13 protein-coding genes, 1 tRNA gene and 3 pseudogenes are annotated in these 15,129 nt (G+C 71.2%); 8 read left to right on the top strand and 9 right to left on the bottom strand.

What is annotated here, in order from left to right:
• Positions 1-10 precede the first annotated feature (10 nt).
• The 3 genes from ACZ68L_RS25720 to ACZ68L_RS25730 all read right to left on the bottom strand — a co-directional run bounded on the left by ACZ68L_RS25720 (position 11) and on the right by ACZ68L_RS25730 (position 2,680).
• Positions 11-721, bottom strand: a complete 711-nt coding sequence (locus tag ACZ68L_RS25720; protein WP_469580734.1) for a nucleotidyltransferase family protein — start codon at positions 719-721, stop codon at positions 11-13.
• 34 nt (positions 722-755) lie between these two features.
• Positions 756-1,169 (bottom strand): hypothetical protein, encoded by a 414-nt coding sequence (locus ACZ68L_RS25725; protein WP_469580737.1) that lies wholly within the window; start codon positions 1,167-1,169, stop codon positions 756-758.
• A 374-nt stretch (positions 1,170-1,543) separates the two neighbouring features.
• Positions 1,544-2,680: an ABC transporter ATP-binding protein gene (locus ACZ68L_RS25730; protein WP_469580740.1), complete on the bottom strand. Its 1,137-nt coding sequence runs from the start codon at positions 2,678-2,680 to the stop codon at positions 1,544-1,546.
• A 179-nt stretch (positions 2,681-2,859) separates the two neighbouring features.
• Here ACZ68L_RS25730 and ACZ68L_RS25735 point away from each other — a divergent pair.
• Positions 2,860-2,933: transfer RNA gene (locus tag ACZ68L_RS25735), tRNA-Thr, on the top strand.
• Between the two features lie 51 nt (positions 2,934-2,984).
• Here the strand turns inward: ACZ68L_RS25735 and ACZ68L_RS25740 are convergent.
• A pseudogene (locus ACZ68L_RS25740) lies at positions 2,985-3,202 on the bottom strand (tyrosine-type recombinase/integrase); the annotation flags it as partial.
• A gap of 548 nt (positions 3,203-3,750) precedes the next feature.
• On the opposite strand from ACZ68L_RS25740, the gene ACZ68L_RS25745 reads away from it, so the two are divergent.
• On the top strand, positions 3,751-4,641 hold the full coding sequence (locus ACZ68L_RS25745; protein WP_469580870.1) for a GNAT family N-acetyltransferase: 891 nt from the start codon (positions 3,751-3,753) through the stop codon (positions 4,639-4,641).
• 166 nt (positions 4,642-4,807) lie between these two features.
• Complete coding sequence (locus ACZ68L_RS25750; RefSeq protein ID WP_469580872.1) at positions 4,808-5,551, top strand: SAM-dependent methyltransferase; 744 nt, start codon at positions 4,808-4,810, stop codon at positions 5,549-5,551.
• Between the two features lie 506 nt (positions 5,552-6,057).
• On the opposite strand, the gene ACZ68L_RS25755 is transcribed toward ACZ68L_RS25750, so the two are convergent.
• The 3 genes from ACZ68L_RS25755 to ACZ68L_RS25765 are packed head-to-tail and all read right to left on the bottom strand — an operon-like array spanning position 6,058 to position 9,024.
• Positions 6,058-7,503 carry an MFS transporter gene (locus ACZ68L_RS25755; protein WP_469580743.1) on the bottom strand — a complete coding sequence of 482 codons (1,446 nt, stop codon included), beginning with the start codon at positions 7,501-7,503 and terminating at the stop codon, positions 6,058-6,060.
• Entirely contained in the window at positions 7,484-8,185 is a 702-nt protein-coding gene (locus ACZ68L_RS25760) for an SDR family oxidoreductase (RefSeq protein ID WP_469580747.1), read from the bottom strand. Before ACZ68L_RS25760 ends, ACZ68L_RS25755 begins: the two co-directional genes overlap by 20 nt.
• Complete coding sequence (locus ACZ68L_RS25765; RefSeq protein ID WP_469580751.1) at positions 8,182-9,024, bottom strand: acyl-CoA thioesterase; 843 nt, start codon at positions 9,022-9,024, stop codon at positions 8,182-8,184. Before ACZ68L_RS25765 ends, ACZ68L_RS25760 begins: the two co-directional genes overlap by 4 nt.
• A 305-nt stretch (positions 9,025-9,329) precedes the next feature.
• Here ACZ68L_RS25765 and ACZ68L_RS25770 point away from each other — a divergent pair, with 305 nt between their 5' ends.
• The 3 genes and pseudogenes from ACZ68L_RS25770 to ACZ68L_RS25780 all read left to right on the top strand — a co-directional run bounded on the left by ACZ68L_RS25770 (position 9,330) and on the right by ACZ68L_RS25780 (position 10,803).
• Positions 9,330-9,773, top strand: coding sequence for a winged helix-turn-helix transcriptional regulator (locus ACZ68L_RS25770; protein WP_469580754.1), 444 nt, complete (start codon positions 9,330-9,332; stop codon positions 9,771-9,773).
• Between the two features lie 251 nt (positions 9,774-10,024).
• Positions 10,025-10,201: pseudogene (locus ACZ68L_RS25775) on the top strand (enoyl-CoA hydratase-related protein); the annotation flags it as partial.
• A gap of 125 nt (positions 10,202-10,326) precedes the next feature.
• Positions 10,327-10,803, top strand: a complete 477-nt coding sequence (locus ACZ68L_RS25780; protein ID WP_469580874.1) for an enoyl-CoA hydratase-related protein — start codon at positions 10,327-10,329, stop codon at positions 10,801-10,803.
• Positions 10,804-11,065: 262 nt separating this feature from the next.
• Here the strand turns inward: ACZ68L_RS25780 and ACZ68L_RS25785 are convergent, their stop codons facing one another.
• Entirely contained in the window at positions 11,066-11,821 is a 756-nt protein-coding gene (locus ACZ68L_RS25785; RefSeq protein ID WP_469580756.1) for a TetR/AcrR family transcriptional regulator, read from the bottom strand.
• A 126-nt stretch (positions 11,822-11,947) separates the two neighbouring features.
• Here ACZ68L_RS25785 and ACZ68L_RS25790 point away from each other — a divergent pair, with 126 nt between their 5' ends.
• Positions 11,948-13,447, top strand: coding sequence for an MFS transporter (locus tag ACZ68L_RS25790; RefSeq protein WP_469580758.1), 1,500 nt, complete (start codon positions 11,948-11,950; stop codon positions 13,445-13,447).
• A 16-nt stretch (positions 13,448-13,463) separates the two neighbouring features.
• A pseudogene (locus tag ACZ68L_RS25795) lies at positions 13,464-13,616 on the top strand (phosphotransferase); the annotation flags it as partial.
• 82 nt (positions 13,617-13,698) lie between these two features.
• On the opposite strand, the gene ACZ68L_RS25800 reads toward ACZ68L_RS25795, so the two are convergent.
• Positions 13,699-15,099, bottom strand: coding sequence for an NAD(P)/FAD-dependent oxidoreductase (locus ACZ68L_RS25800; protein ID WP_469580761.1), 1,401 nt, complete (start codon positions 15,097-15,099; stop codon positions 13,699-13,701).
• Positions 15,100-15,129 lie beyond the last annotated feature (30 nt).

Here is a 15,129-nt window from a genome sequence, read left to right on the forward strand (position 1 = left end):
TCGCGTGCCGCTATTGGCCGTCGAGCTCCTTGGCGGCCTCGGTCAGGTCCTTCGCGGTGTCGATGGCCCGCCAGTACGCGCCGTGCGGCAGCGGATACCCGGCCAGCCTGCGCTCGCGGGCCAGCCGTGGGAACGTCGTCCGCTCGTGGTCGCCCCGGTCCGGCAGCAGGGTGGTGAACGCGGGGGAGAAGACGTACACACCGGCGTTGATGAGATACGGGGAGGGCGGCGACTCGATGAAGTCGGTGATGTGCCCGAACGCGTCCGTCTCCACGGCGCCCCACGGGATGCGGGGACGGGCCAGGGCGAGGGTTGCGGTCGCGTCGCGCTCGGCGTGGAACGCGGCCATCTCGCGCAGGGAGAAACGCGTCCAGATGTCGCCGTTGGTGGCGTACCAGGGCTCCTCCGGATCGGGGAGCCGGGCGGCGGCGTACTTCAGCCCGCCGCCGCGTCCCAGGGGTTCGGACTCCACGACCGTCGTCACGCGCAGCGGCAGCACCGCCGAGTCCAGCCACTCCTGGAGCACCTCGGCCAGATGACCGCACGACACCACGGCGTCGGTCACGCCCTCGGCGGCCAGCCAGGAAAGCTGATGGCCGATGATCGGAGTCCCGGTGCCCGGGATCTCGACCATCGGCTTGGGGCGGTCATCGGTGTACGGGCGCAGCCGCGATCCCTGGCCACCTGCCAGGACCACGGCCTGCGTCGGATACGTATGCATGCCAGGCACGATATGCGGTGCCCGGACCGGCCGGTCAGCTGAACTGTGCGACGCCCGAGGCGAAGGACGTGTCGCAGACGGGCCGCGAGAACCTGTGGGCCCGCGTCGGACCGTACTGCTCGACGGCCGCGCGGCCCAGCGCCCTGGCGATCGACATGCAGTGCCGGGCGAGCGAGGGGCGGGCCTCGACGGAACGCTGCAGGTCGGTCAGGGCGACACCCGGGTCCTTCTCCCGGAGCTCCAGGAGCAGCCGGTCACGGAGGAGGTCCTGGGGGGTGCGCTTCGGGGCGCGCTTCGAGACGTCCTGAGCGGAGGCGGCCAGGACCTGGGACTCGGAGTTGTGCGCTGCCCACGGCACGCTGGTGACGGCGAGGGTCCCGGAGAGGACCATCACGACGGGCAGTACGAGAGCGAGGGATCGGCCGATACGGCGAGCGGTGTGGGTCACGCAGCGAGCGTAGCGGGCAGTGATGATTTGGCGACATTACGTCACCCGTGAGGGGGATGGTTCGAGGGGGCTTTTCGAATCGCGTGTTGACGGGTCGCAGTGAAATGCCCGGTGTGCCGGGGAATCCGGCGCCGTACGGATTCAAACCCGGACGCGCCCCGCGCCGCGCGAACGGCCCCGCATGACGGCTTCTCGCCCGCGCGCCGGCCGCTCGCCCGCACGCACGGGGTCTTCGCCCGTATGCCGGTCTCTCGCCCCACGCCGGCCGCTCGCCCGCGCGACGCGCGAGCGGCCCCGCACGAAGAACGTGCGGGGCCGCTGGCTGTGGTGCGGGTGATGCCGGTGCCCGGGGCGGGGCTGGACGGGGCTGGGTGTCAGTCGGTGAGACGCGCGCCCGTCGAGGTCGAGAAGACGTGCAGCTCGTCCGGGCGCGGCACGACGTGCAGCTTGGTGCCCTTCTCCGGAACGGCGCGGCCGCCGACGCGGACGACCAGGTCCTTGTCCTCGCCGTCGACCTGCGCGGAGCCGTAGACGAAGCCGTCGGCGCCGAGCTCCTCGACGACGTTGACCGAGACGGCCAGACCGGCCGGGGCGTCGGCGCTGTCCTTCGAGAGGGACTTCGCGGCGGCGCCGCCGTGCTCGACGATGTCGAAGTGCTCGGGGCGGATGCCGACCGTGACGGTCGTGTCGCCCTTCTCCGAGGCGGCGGTCAGCGCTTCGCGCGAGACCGGGACGACGCTGTTGCCGAACTTCACGCCGCCGTCGGTGATCGGGACCTCGATCAGGTTCATGGCCGGGGAGCCGATGAAGCCGGCCACGAAGAGGTTCGCCGGCTTGTCGTACATGTTGCGCGGCGAGTCGACCTGCTGGAGCAGACCGTCCTTGAGGACCGCGACACGGTCGCCCATGGTCAGGGCCTCGACCTGGTCGTGCGTGACGTACACGGTCGTGATGCCCAGACGGCGCTGGAGCGAGGCGATCTGCGTACGGGTGGAGACGCGGAGCTTGGCGTCGAGGTTCGACAGCGGCTCGTCCATGAGGAAGACCTGCGGCTCACGCACGATGGCCCGGCCCATCGCGACACGCTGACGCTGACCACCGGAGAGCGCCTTCGGCTTGCGGTCCAGGTACTCGGTGAGGTCCAGCATCTTGGCGGCCTCTTCGACCTTCGCCCGGATGTCGCTCTTGTTGACCCCGGCGATCTTGAGCGCGAAGCCCATGTTGTCCGCGACGGTCATGTGCGGGTAGAGCGCGTAGTTCTGGAACACCATGGCGATGTCCCGGTCCTTCGGCGGCAGGTGCGTGACGTCGCGGTCGCCGATGCGGATCGCGCCGCCGTTGACGTCCTCAAGACCCGCGAGCATGCGCAGGGAGGTCGACTTGCCACAACCGGAAGGACCGACGAGGACGAGGAACTCACCGTCCGCGATGTCGATCTCCAGCTGGTCCACAGCCGGCTTCGTGGAGCCGGGGTAGACACGGGACGCCTTGTCGAACGTGACACTGGCCATGCTGAATCTTCTCCTTCACCGGCAGGAACGTGCCGGACGATCCGAGTAAGGGAGTGGTCTGGTCCACTTGGGTGAATCCTCAGCGACGCTACCTGGACATGTGGAATCTGTCAGTAGTTCGAGGACCGCGAAATTCTGGGACCGCGCGGGGTGCGGTGTTGGTTACACTGCTCCGGCACGCCTCCTTAGCTCAGCTGGCCAGAGCAACGCACTTGTAATGCGTAGGTCGTCGGTTCGAATCCGACAGGGGGCTCAACGGGAAGTCCAGCTCAGATGTGCTCTGAGCTGGACTTTCTTTGTTTCGGCGGACGCGGCGGCGACGCCGGGAGCGGGCCGCGCGGGTGTCCGTGGTCTCAGTTCTGGTCTCGGTTGCGGCTTCGGGCGGGGCCTCTGGCGGCGGTACGAAGAACTCGCCCATGCGCCGCATCACGTCCTTCGACAGGTGTGTGGTCGGCCCTCCACGTACCGCCGCGTCCGGCTGATCCGGGTGTGCCGCAGGATCTCCATGATCGCGGGCATGTCATCCAGTTCGGTGGTGCGGCCCATCCGGTCTCCCTGGGCGTCAAGACCATCCGGGCCGGGCGGACCGTGCGGCAGATGACCAGCAGCACGCAGAGCGTGCCGACCAGGACGGGACGCATGGGGTGGGACGGCACGATCGTCGGGGCGACGAACCCTCAGAGCATCGTGTTCCTCACGGTCGTGCTGCCTCGGTTCGTGGACGGAGACCGCGGCCATGTCGTACCGGCGTGCGGGCAACGCCGGAACGTGCCCGGCGTCACGGACCGGGACTCCCCGGTCGTCTGGGAGGTGGTGACCGGCTGGTCAGAGCGCGTTGACGGGGGTCAGGTTCGGTCCGCGGCCGACGGCCCCCTGCCGTCTCGGACCGGCAACCGCATGCGGACCACGGTCGGAGAAAAGGCTTTGCGTTCGCGTTCCCCAGGTCGCTACGGTCAATCGGCCGCCGGACGGCTGGCCCATTGGACGAGGAGGAGGTGTGCAGCACATGCGCACGAGTGCTGAGTTGTCGAACCCGATTTCGACGTACACCACCTCACTCTGGAGCCACCCTGTCCGTTCACATCACCTCACTGATCGATCCTGAGCACAGGCCGTCCAGTCGCCGCCTTGCGTGGCTGGCGTCCGACGCCGATGGGATCCCTGTCGGATCGGTGTTTCTGCGGCTGTTCACCACCCCCGGGCAGAAGCACTACGCCGAGATGGACCTGCACGTCCACCCGTCCGAGCGCAGACACGGTACGGGAACGCTGCTGCTGACCGCCGCCGCGCACGCCGCCCGTGAGTACGGCCGCCGCTCGCTCGCGGCGCAGGCCGAACCCGGGTCCCCCGGTGCCCGGTTCCTGTCGGCCAGAGGCTTCAACGAAGCCGCGGCATTCACGTTCACCCGGCTGAACCTGGCCGAGGCGAACCTGCCGGCGCTCACGGCGCTCGTCGAACGGCCCCATCCGGGCTATCGACTGTCCTCCTGGGACGGCACCGTCCCGGACGAGCTCGCGGACACGTTCGCGCTGTCCCGCCGCGCCATGGACGACATGCCGATGGGCGGCACCGACTACGGCACGGTGGACTGGGACGTGGATCGCGTCCGGGCCGCGGCCGCGGCCGTGGCCCGGCGCGGCGATGTGCTGCACACCGTCGTCGCCATCGATGAGACCGACGGCTCGATCGCCGGGTTCACCGAGCTGGTCGTCCCCGGCGACGGCACCGGCGACGGTCAGCACTACGGCACCGGCGTCCTGCCCGAGCACCGCGGGCACGGTCTCGGCCGGTGGATGAAGGCGGCCGCCATCATCCAGGCCCGCGACCTGCACCCGCACCTCGACGGCCTGCGCACCGACACCGCCGACGGCAACCTGCCGATGCGCGCGATCAACGACGCGGTCGGCTACACGCCGACCCATCGGATCGTCCACCACAGGCTCGATCTCCTGCCGCACTAGCCGATCTCGGATCGGACGCGGCGTCAGCACGGTCCGCCCGTAGGCCGGTCGGTGCCGGCCCTCGGGGTCATCCGACTCTTCGTCAGAACCTCAAGCATCGACGGGCACCTCGCAGGACTCCGTCCCGGAGTGGGACAAGGCGAGTCCCGTCGTGGAAGGCACGCTCTTGAACCGCGAACAACTCTCCTCCATCGCCCACACCAACCACCCGATCAAGTCTCCGCTCGACGATGCCTCCGTGCGTCGGCTCCTGGAACACGGGCTGCCGCGAGGCGACGAGCGGGTGCTCGACCTCGGTTGCGGCAGCGCGGAATGGCTTCTGCGCGCCCTGGCCGTACGACCGCATCTGCACGCCGAGGGCGTGGACATCTCCCCGGACGCTCTGGCCCAGGCCAGGCAGGCGGCGAGTGACCGCGGTGTGGAGGACCGCCTCGTCCTCCACCACCAGGAAGCCGAAGGTTTCGTCTCCGCGGAGCCGTTCGACCTGGTGATCAGCGTCGGGGCCACGCACGCCTTCGGCGGTCTGCTGCCCACCCTCGCCGCGGCCCGCAAGCACCTGGCCCCCGGCGGCCGTGTCCTGATCGGTGAGGGATTCTGGGACCGCGCCCCGTCCCAGGAGGCCATCGACATGCTCGGGGACTGCACCGACCTGGCGACCACCGTGGACCGCGTCGTCGCCGACGGATGGACGCCGATCCACGGGCACATCAGCACACGTCGCGAACTGGACGACTACGAATGGGCCTGCTGGGGGTCGCTCGCCTCCTGGGCGCTCGACCACCCGGCCGATCCGGACAGTTCCCATGCGCTCGCCGCGGCGACCACCCACCGGACCGAATGGCTGCGCGTCTACCGGGACACCTGGGGCTTCGTCTCTCTCGTGCTGGGCCAGACGCCCGACCACTCCTGACACAGCTCCGCCGCTCAGCACCTGGTGGCAACCCGGCTGCCTGCCCTCGGGTCCCGGGACAGGTTTCCGAGATCCGGAAGGGCGGCTCGGGTGACAGTTGAGTCGTGGGGCGGGGGGCCCCCCCCCCCCCCCCCCCGCCCCCGGGGGCCCCCAAACCGCCTGGTGGGGGGGGCCCCCGGGGGCGCCCCCCGGGGGCGCCCCCCGGGGGGCCGGGGCCGGGGTTCCCGCCCCCCCGGGGGGGGGGGGGGGGGGGTTTTTGGGGGGGGGGGGGGGGGGCGCCCCCCCCCCCCCCCCCCCACGGCCACTGGTCGCCACAAACGAGCGTGGTCGGGCAGCCCGGGGCATCCCCCGGGCTGCCCGACCGGGGCCTCGCCCGGTTTCGTCGATGACTGGCGCTCGCGGAAGGGTTCGCCGAGCTGCAAGACCGCCGTGCAACGGGGTGGTGGTCGGCGCCGAACTCTTCTCCGGCAACTCCGCGGCTTCCGGCAGCGCTCCGCTCGCTGCCCTTATGGGGCGGTGGTCCTGCGGCGGGACCAGGCCCACAGTCCGAGTGCCAAGGCCGTGCCGACGAGGAGGACCGCGACCGCGACCCAGGTGGCGTAGGTGACCGCGTCGGTGAACGCGGTGCGCGGGTCGTGGACGTGCGTCACGCGGTCCTTGAAGCGTGTGGTGATCAGTGTGCCGAGGATGCTGGTGCCGAGGACGGCGCCGATCTGGCGGGCGGCGTTGACGGTGCCGCCCGCCTCGCCCTCGCGGCCGTGTGGGACGTGGCCGACGGCGAGGGCGGTGGACGGGGCGTTGGCGAGACCGCAGCCGAGGCCGAACAGGACGAAGGCGGAGGCGTACCCGGCGAACGCGGTGTCCGGTTCGACCTGCGCGAAGAGGGCGGCGCCGACGGCCGCGAGCAGCAGGCCCGCCGTGATCAGGACGCGCGGGCCGAGTCGGCGCACCAGTATTCCGGCCAGGACCGAGGCCGCGATGAACGCGCCGAATTCCGCGAGGAGTTGGACGCCCACCTGCAGGCCGGTCAGTCCTCTCACCCGCTGCAGCCACAGCACTTGGAGAAGGGAGAGGCCGACGAAGCCGAACAGGACGGTCGCGGCCAGTAGAAGGGAGGCGCTGTAGGAAGGGTCGCGCATCAGCCGCAGGTCGACCATGGGGGCGGTGCGGCGCAGTTCGACGATGGTGAAGGCGGCCAGCAGAAGGACCGCTGCCACGACGGCGGCCAGGGCCCGTGCGGAGCCGTAGCCGTGGTGACCGCCGTCGATCAGCCAGAAGACCAGTAGCGCGAGACCTGCGATCGCGGTGAACTGCCCAGCCCAGTCCAGGCGTTGGCCCGGGTTGCGGGATTCGGGGACCCGGCCGAGCGCGACCGCCGCCGCGAGGCCCGCCATGGCGAGGTTGAGCCAGAACGCCGTGTGCCAGGTCCACCAGCGCAGCGCGAGGCCCGCGATGAGGGGGCCGACGGCCAGCCCCAGCCCGGAGGTGGCCGCCCATGCGGCGATCGCCCCGGCGCGGCGGCGCGGGTCGCGGACGGCGTGTGTGATCAGCGCGAGCGAGCTGGGCGTGATCAGGGCACCGCCCAGGCCGGCGATCGCCTGGCCGGTGAGGACGGTGGCCAGATTGTCGGCCAGGACCAGCACCAGGGCGCCCGCGGCCATCGCCGCGGTCCCGGCGAGGAAGACGCGTTTGCGCCCCCACCGGTCGGCCAGTGCGCCGGCGCCGAGCACGCAGGACGCCACGACCAGGGTGTACATGCTCGGCACCCACACCATGTCGCCCGGGGCGAGGCGCAGGTCGGCCTGGACGGCACCGAGCGTGCCGATGGTCTCGGTGGTCTGGAGGAACACCGTGAACAGCCCCAGGCAGGCGGCGACGAGGACCGGCACGGGGCTGCCGGCGTGGGCGGTGCCGCGTTCCCCGGCTGCCGCGTCACGCAGAACGGTGGTCATCGTTCGCCCCTCCGGACAGCATGGTCTTGATCTGGCGGGTGACGGCGTCGGCGAGGACTTCCTCGCGGCCGGCCTCGACGGCGTCGAGGACCTGTTCGACCACGGCGGCGGGGCTGATCTTGGGCTGGTCGGTGTTGGCGGCCATGTCGGTGTCGATGAACGCGGCGTGCACGGCGACCGTGAGGGTGCCCTGTGGGCGCAGCTCTTCGCGTACCGCGTTGGTCATCGACCAGGCCGCCGCCTTGGAGACGCCGTAGGAGCCGATCTGGGGGAGCGTGTGCCAGGAGAGCACGGAGAGCATGTTGACCAGGGCCCCGCCGCCGTTCCTGCCGAGAACGGGGGCGAAGTCGTGGCACATGGCGAGTGTGCCGAACAGGTTGGTCTCCAGCTCGGCGCGCGCCCCGTCGAGGGTGTCCGAGCCGAGCAGCGAATCACCACGCAGGATGCCCGCGTTGTTGACCAGCAGGGTGGTGTCCGAGCAGCGCTCGGCGGCCGCGGCCACGGAGGCCGGGTCGGTGATGTCGAGTGCGAGGGGCGTCAGTCCGGGGTCGGTCACCGACTTCGGGTCGCGGGCCGCTCCGTACACGGTGTGCGCGCCCCGTGCCAGCAGGCCCTGCGCGAAGGCGCGGCCCAGTCCTCGGTTGGCGCCGGTGACGAGCGCGATGGATCCGTTGATGTTCACAGGGCCTCCTGCGGGAGTGTCGTGGACGAGGGTGAGGACGCGTGATCCGCGGAGGAGTCCTGGACTACGCGGGCCTGCCGGGCGAGGGCCAGTAGCCGGCCGTCGGCCGACCACACCGCGCTGTCGTCCACCGCCCAGCCGCTGCCGGCCTGTTCGGTGCGGATCCGGACCAGGGCCCAGCCCGTGAGTGCCTCGGCGTCCAGCGCGTCGGTGAAGTGGATGGTCAGCTCGGCGGTCGGCACCGGGCGCGGGGTGCGCCAGCGCGCGAACAGGGCGGGCGGGAGGACGTCGGTGAGGGTGACGACCGCGGCCTCGTCCAGCGCCCGCCCGTCGGTGAACCGCACCCAGGCGACCAGCTCGGCCCGCTCACCCCCGGCGAGAGGCAGCGCCTCGGTGGCGGGACGGATCTCCACCTGCCGGGCGAAGGCCACGACCCCGGCCGACAGGTCGAGGGGCATGCAGTCGGCCGGACCCGGTACCCGGGGCGAGGTCCGCCCGACATAGCTGGGCCCTCGGCGGCCGTGGCCGAATACCGCCGAGCCCACGAGCACCGTGGCTCCGTCCTGATGGCCCGTGAAGGCACAGGTCGCGGCCCGGCGCCCCACCGATGGCCTGGCCAGGGACAGATGGAGCGGAAGGGTACCGACAGGTGCGAGGAAGTGGGCGGTCAGGGCGCGGACCGGACGGCCTTCCCCTACGCCTCGTTCCCGCATGGTGGTGAGCGCCGCCGCCGCGACATGCCCCCCGTGCGCACCCGCCCAGGACCGCCACAAGGGGTCGATCCGAGCCACCGCCTCATCCTCGGTGGCACACGTGCTGCCGGGTGGTGAAGCCCTCATTCCCGTCTCCTCATTCGGTCGAGCCCAACGAGCCCGCTAGACAGTTGGAAAACGAGACTCACTATAGGTGTGTCAGTTTGAAAATCAAACGCTCATGTTGTTCGTTGCCTGGGCGGCATTCGGGGCGTCGGTCGCCAAGGGGGCATGGTGGGCATGGTGGGTCCCGTTTTCCAACGCGCTGTGCTTATAGTGAGTTGGAAAGGGCAACCAGGGTCTTTCGTTCGGATCAGGCCGGATCGGGGAGCGGCGCCCGGATGCGCGCTGTGACCCGTCAGCACGCCGCAACCCCCAGGAGGTCCAGGCAGATGCCCGCCGTCGGCCCACGTTCCTGCTCCATCGCGAACTCGCTCGCCGTCATCGGTGAGCGCTGGAGCCTGCTCGCGCTGCGGGAGGTGTTCCTCGGGGCGCGCCGCTTCGACCAGATCGCGGCGAACACCGGCGCCAGCCGGGACATCCTCACGGCCCGGCTGAAGAAGCTCGTGGAGAACGGGGTCCTGGCCAAGGAGCTCTACCAGGCCCACCCGCCGCGCTACGAGTACACGCTGACCGAGGCCGGACTCGCGCTGCAGCCGGTCCTGCTCGCCCTCATGGAATGGGGCGACCGCTACGTGACCGAGGGGGAACCCCCGACGGTGTTCAGGCATGACTGTGGCGAGGTACTCCACCCGCGCACCGTCTGTGACGCCTGCAGCCGGCCCGTCCCTCCCGACAGTGCCCACGCGATCCGCCTCGGTGGCGTCCCGCAGTAGTCCGAGGGCGCCCCGGCGCCGGGACGAGGGCGAGGCCGGCCGTCCCGGCGTCGGATCGAGGGGAAGGCCGGCCGTCCCGGCGCCGGACCGACGGCAGGACCCGCCGACCCGGCGCCGCCCCGTCGCCGAGCCGGTCACTGCCTCGGTTGATCCGGCATCGAGGACGCGATCCGGATGACCGTGCTGTTCAGCCGCCAACTCGCCTACGCGGGACTGATTCCCGTACCCGACACCGATCGGAGTACCAGTTCGTGACCATCCAATGCGCCGTCGACGGCGTCATCGCCACCGTCACCATCGATCGCCCCGCAAAACTCAACGCCCTGAACTACGCCACCATCGACGCGCTCGTCGCCACCCTCGACCGGATCGAGGCGGACGACGCGATCCGCGCCGTCATCCTCACCGGTGCCGGAGAGCGCGCCTTCAGTGCCGGCGCGGACATCGGCGACCTCGCGAACAGCATCGCGGGCGGTGTCGACCAGGCTCTGCGCGAGATCGTACGGCGGGGCAGGGCCTCACCCGCCGCATCGAGCAGTTCCCGAAACCGCTCATCGCGGCAGTCAACGGGCTTGCCTATGGCGGCGGTTGCGAGATCACCGAAGCGGCCCACCTCGCCATCGCCGGCGAGCACGCCACCTTCGCCAAGCCGGAGATCACTCTGGGCTTCCCGCCGCCCTTCGGCGGCTCACAGCGTCTTCCCCGGCACATCGGCCGCAAGAGGGGCCTGGAGATGATCCTCACCGGCGATCCGATCACCGCCGGTCGTGCGGCAGAACTCGGCATTGTCAACCACGTCGTTCCGCACGCCGACCTGCTCCCGGCCGCCCGTGAGCTGGCCGACCGCATCGTCCGTCACGCGCCCACCGCCGTGAGCGCCTGCCTGGCCGCGGTGACGCGCGGCATCAATCTGCCCATCGACGAGGGCCTGGCCGTCGAAGCCTCCTGGTTCGCCGTCACCGTTCCCACCGAGGGAGTCACCGAAGGGCTCCGCGGTTTCCTCGGCAAATCGGCCGACGCCACGCGGTAGCCCGCTCGCCCCTGGCGGCGGGGCCGGCGCGAGGCCGCTGTGGAAGCCGCCGCCGCACGCTGTCCACCGGCGACGTTGTGTGCCGGCCCGAAGATGTCGGCCCCGCGCGGCGACGTCCGCCCCAAGGCCACGAGCAGGACTTGGGGCCGACGCCGCGCGAGGCCTGAACCGACCGACGCGTCGCGGCGGAGATCCGCCTCGCTCCAGCCGTTCGTACTGGCATCTGACGCCCCGCGACGCCCCGCGACGCGGACCGCCGATGTCAGTGCGGGAGCCGCGTCGTCAGGCCGTCGAGGACGACCTCCAGGCCGTAGGCGAACTTGGTGTCGCGGATCTCGACGGGGTCGAGGGCCGGGGGAGCGGCGTAGGCCTCGGCGAGGTGGTCGTGGCCGGCCGCGGCCTGCTGGGCCGCGGGCATGAGGTGGGCGATGAAGTCCGCCTCGGTCTTGCCGGAACGGGCGACCGTGGTGAGCCAGGCGGCCTCCGTGGCGCTCATGCCGATGACGTAGGACAGGACGGTGTCGATCGCGCGGCTCGGCTCGGGGAAGCCGGCGGTCGCGAAGAGGGCGGCCAGCCGCTCGGTGAAGGACATGAGGTTGGGCCCCAGGTAGGCGAGGCCCGCCTGGCCGAGGACCGACGTCAGCCACGGGTGGCGCAGGGCCGTCGTACGGAAGGACCGGGCGGCCTCGGTGGCGGCGGCACGCCAGTCGGGGCCGTCGGTGCCACCGGCCCCGGAGTCCCCTCGGGCCGCGTCCGGGGACGGGACGGCGATCTCGGCGAAGACCTCGTCCACCGCCAGTTCCATCAGCTCGTCCTTGGTCGCGACGTGCCGGTAGAGGGAGGTCGCGCCGGCGTTCAGGCGGGCGCCGAGCTTGCGCATGCTGAGCGCCTCGATGCCGTCGGCGTCCAGCATGACGATCGCCTCGCGGACGATCGCGGCCCGGCTGAGCGAGGGCTGGTCGGTGCGGCGCTGCTGCCGGGTCCACACGGACGGGATCGGGTCGGACGTGGCGGCCATGACTCCTCCTTGATGCGTACACCGTTCGCAATCAGCGTACATGAATGGTTCTTGCGAACGCCGCACCCGTCTGCGTACAGTGTGCGCATCGAAGGAACGGTGTGCGCAATGGTGAGAGGAAACCCCATGGAGACCCGCAATCCACGCCGCTGGTGGATCCTGATCGTGCTCTGCCTCAGCTCGCTGGTCCTGGTGGTCGACAGCATGGCGCTGACCGTCGGGGTGCCGTCGATGACCGAGGACATCGGCGCGAGCGCCCAGGACACGCAGTGGATCCTCGACTCCTACATCCTGGTCTTCGCCGGGCTCCTGCTCACCTCCGGCAGCCTCGGCGACCGGTTCGGCCGCCGGAGAGTCATGATCGTCGGGCTGCTGCTCTTCGGCGCGGCGTCACTGGCCGCGACCTTCTGCACGAACCCCGGCGAGGTGATCGCCGCGCGGATCACGATGGGGGTCGGCGGGGCGCTCATCATGCCCTCGACGCTGTCGATCCTCATCACCGTCTTCGACGAGGAGGAGCGCGGCAGGGCGATGGCGGTGTGGAGTTCGGTGTCGATGCTCGGACTGGTCGGCAGCCCGGTGCTCGGCGGTGTGCTGATCGACCACTTCTCCTGGCACTCGATCTTCTTCATCAACGTCCCGGTCGTCGCCCTGGCCGTCCTGGCGGGCCTCACCCTCATGCCGGAGTCGAAGGGGCCGTGGCAGAAGCCCGACCCGCTCGGTGCGGTGCTGTCCGCGGCCGGTATCACCGCCCTGGTCTGGTGGATCATCGAGATCCCGCAGCACGGCGCCTTCGAGGGCCGGTCGGTGATCACCCTGGTCGTCGCGGTCGTCGCCCTCGCCGGGTTCGTGGTCTGGGAGAACGTCATCTCCGCGCCGATGGTGCCGCTGGTCCTGTTCAAGCACCGCAACTTCAGCGGGGGTTCGCTGTCACTGACCCTGGTGCAGATCGGCAACGGCGGTCTGCTGCTGGTGCTCACCCAGTACCTGCAGTTCGTGCTCGGCTACTCGCCGATCGAGGCGGGCCTCGCGTTCGTGCCGCTGGCCGGCGCCGCGCTGGTCGGCAACGTCGTGGGCACCGGGCTCGCCGCGAAGGTCGGCAACCGCCTCCTGGTGCTGGCCGGAATGCTCGTCATGGTCTCCTCCTTCGCGCTGCTGACCACCGTCTCGGCCGACAGCGGTTTCGCCGTCCCGGCGGTCGCGCTCGGCCTGCTCGGCCTCGGCGCGGGCCTCGCGATGCCGGCCGCGGTCGGCGCGCTGATGGGCACCATTCCGCCGGAGAAGGCGGGCGTCGGCTCGGCCCTCAACGACACCATCCAGCAGGCCGGCGCCGCGCTCGGCATCGCGATCCTCGGCTCGCTCCTGTCGAGCGGCTTCGCCCGCGAGATGCCCGCCGGTGCACCCGAGCAGGCGAAGCGCTCGATCGCGGACGCGCTGGCCGTCGCCCACGGCGACACCGGCCTGGTCCACGCCGCCCGGGAGGCCTTCACCGCCTCGATGTCGGCCACCTTCACCGTCAGCGCGATCGGCGTACTCGCCGCCGCCGTCCTGGCCGCCCTGGTCATGCGCGACAGCAGGCCCGAGCCCGCGGCGGCTCCGGCGGAGGAGCCCGAACTCGTCGCCTGACGTCCCCGTGAAGGCGGTCGACTCCGCGACCTGGCAGCGGGGCCGCGGCTGGGCGCTCTCCGTCGCGTTGATCCAGCTGCCCTACTACCAGCACCGGAATCCCCCGCTCGCCGCCCGCGCACGGCACGTGATCGGGGAGGTCCTGGCCGACCACACCTCCGGCACATGAGCGCCCGCTCGGCCTTCGCACCGCTGACCGCAGGGCCCGAGGACCCCCGTCACCACCCGGTGGCGGGGGTCCGGCCGTTCGCTCAGTGCCGCCCGGCCAGCCGGTCCGCGGCCTTGGCGATGGGGTCCGTGCCCGCGCGGGGCGAGGTGAGTTCGCGGCGGTCGGCAGCGCGGTAGGCGGCGTACATGCCGTGGACACCGATCCAGCGGAAGGGTTCCGGTTCCCACCGGCGGACCTTGTGGTTGACCCAGGGCAGGGACGTCAGCTCCGTGGGGCCGGACTGGCCGGAGTCCTGCTGGATCAGGTCGCGCAGGGTACGGGCGGCGAGGTTGGTGGTGGCGACGCCGGAGCCGACGTAGCCGCCGGCCCAGCCGAGACCGGTGGAGCGGTCGAGGGTGACGGTGGCGCACCAGTCACGGGGGACGCCGAGGACACCGGACCAGGCGTGGTCGATGCGCGTGGCCGCGGTGGTGGGGAAGAGGCGGACGAGGATGTCGCGGAGGGCCTCGATGGTGGCGGGCTGGGTGCGGCCGTCGTTGTCGGTGGCCGAGCCGTAGCGGTACGGCACGCCGCGACCGCCGAGCGCGATGCGGTCGTCGGCGGTGCGCTGGGCGTACATGTAGGCGTGGGCCATGTCGCCGAGGGTTTCGCGGCCGTCCCAGCCGATGGTGTCCCACATCGAGCTCGGGAGCGGCTCGGTGGCGATCATCGACGAGTTCATGGGGAGCCAGGTGCGCTTCTGGCCCTTGAGGTTCGCGGTGAAGCCCTCGGTGCAGCGCAGGATGTACGGGGCGCGGACGGTGCCGTACGGGGTGCGGGCGTGCTTGGGCTCGATCTCGGTGACCGGTGTCGATTCGTGGATGGTGACGCCGAGCGCCTCGACGGTGGCCGCGAGGCCCTTGATGAGTTTGACCGGGTGCAGGCGGGCGCCGTGCGGGGTCCAGGTGGAGCCGACGGCTCCGGTGACGTTGACACGCTCGGCGGTTTCGCGGGCGCCGCGCAGGACGCGGTCCTTCTCGCCGAAGGCGATCTCCACGGAGTGGAAGTCCTTGAGCCGGGCCAGTTGGGCCGGGGTGTAGGCGACTTCGAGAACACCGCCCTGGTGGATATCGGCGTCGATGTTCTCCTCGGCGGCGATCCGGACGACTTCGTCGACGGTGTCGTTCATCGCCTGCTGGAGGCGGACGGCGGCTTCGTGGCCGTGGAGTTTCGCGTACCGGTCGCGGCCCGCGATGCCGTTGTAGAGCCAGCCGCCGTTGCGCCCGGAGGCGCCGTAGCCGCAGAACTTGCCTTCGAGGACGACGATGTTGAGGAAGGGGACGGCCTTCTTGAGGTAGTAGGCGGTCCACAGCCCGGTGTATCCGCCGCCGACGATGCAGATGTCGGCGGTGGTGTCGCCGGGCAGGGGCTCCCGGGCCATGGGGGTGCCTTGGTCCGCGTACCAGAACGATATGCCGCCGTTGACGGTGCTGACGGTGCTCATGTTGCCCCTGCTTTGTCCGGTGTGAAGCCC

This window comes from Streptomyces sp. NPDC104309 (genome assembly GCF_055584025.1).

What these genes read in the sequence shown, in the direction of transcription:
- ACZ68L_RS25765 (WP_469580751.1), bottom strand. Translation starts at nt 9,024, where the DNA reads ATGAGGGCTTCACCACCCGGCAGCACGTGTGCCACCGAGGATGAGGCG.
- ACZ68L_RS25770 (WP_469580754.1), top strand. Translation starts at nt 9,330, where the DNA reads ATGCCCGCCGTCGGCCCACGTTCCTGCTCCATCGCGAACTCGCTCGCC.
- ACZ68L_RS25790 (WP_469580758.1), top strand. Translation starts at nt 11,948, where the DNA reads ATGGAGACCCGCAATCCACGCCGCTGGTGGATCCTGATCGTGCTCTGC.
- ACZ68L_RS25730 (WP_469580740.1), bottom strand. Translation starts at nt 2,680, where the DNA reads ATGGCCAGTGTCACGTTCGACAAGGCGTCCCGTGTCTACCCCGGCTCC.
- ACZ68L_RS25785 (WP_469580756.1), bottom strand. Translation starts at nt 11,821, where the DNA reads ATGGCCGCCACGTCCGACCCGATCCCGTCCGTGTGGACCCGGCAGCAG.
- ACZ68L_RS25755 (WP_469580743.1), bottom strand. Translation starts at nt 7,503, where the DNA reads ATGACCACCGTTCTGCGTGACGCGGCAGCCGGGGAACGCGGCACCGCC.
- ACZ68L_RS25720 (WP_469580734.1), bottom strand. Translation starts at nt 721, where the DNA reads ATGCATACGTATCCGACGCAGGCCGTGGTCCTGGCAGGTGGCCAGGGA.
- ACZ68L_RS25800 (WP_469580761.1), bottom strand. Translation starts at nt 15,099, where the DNA reads ATGAGCACCGTCAGCACCGTCAACGGCGGCATATCGTTCTGGTACGCG.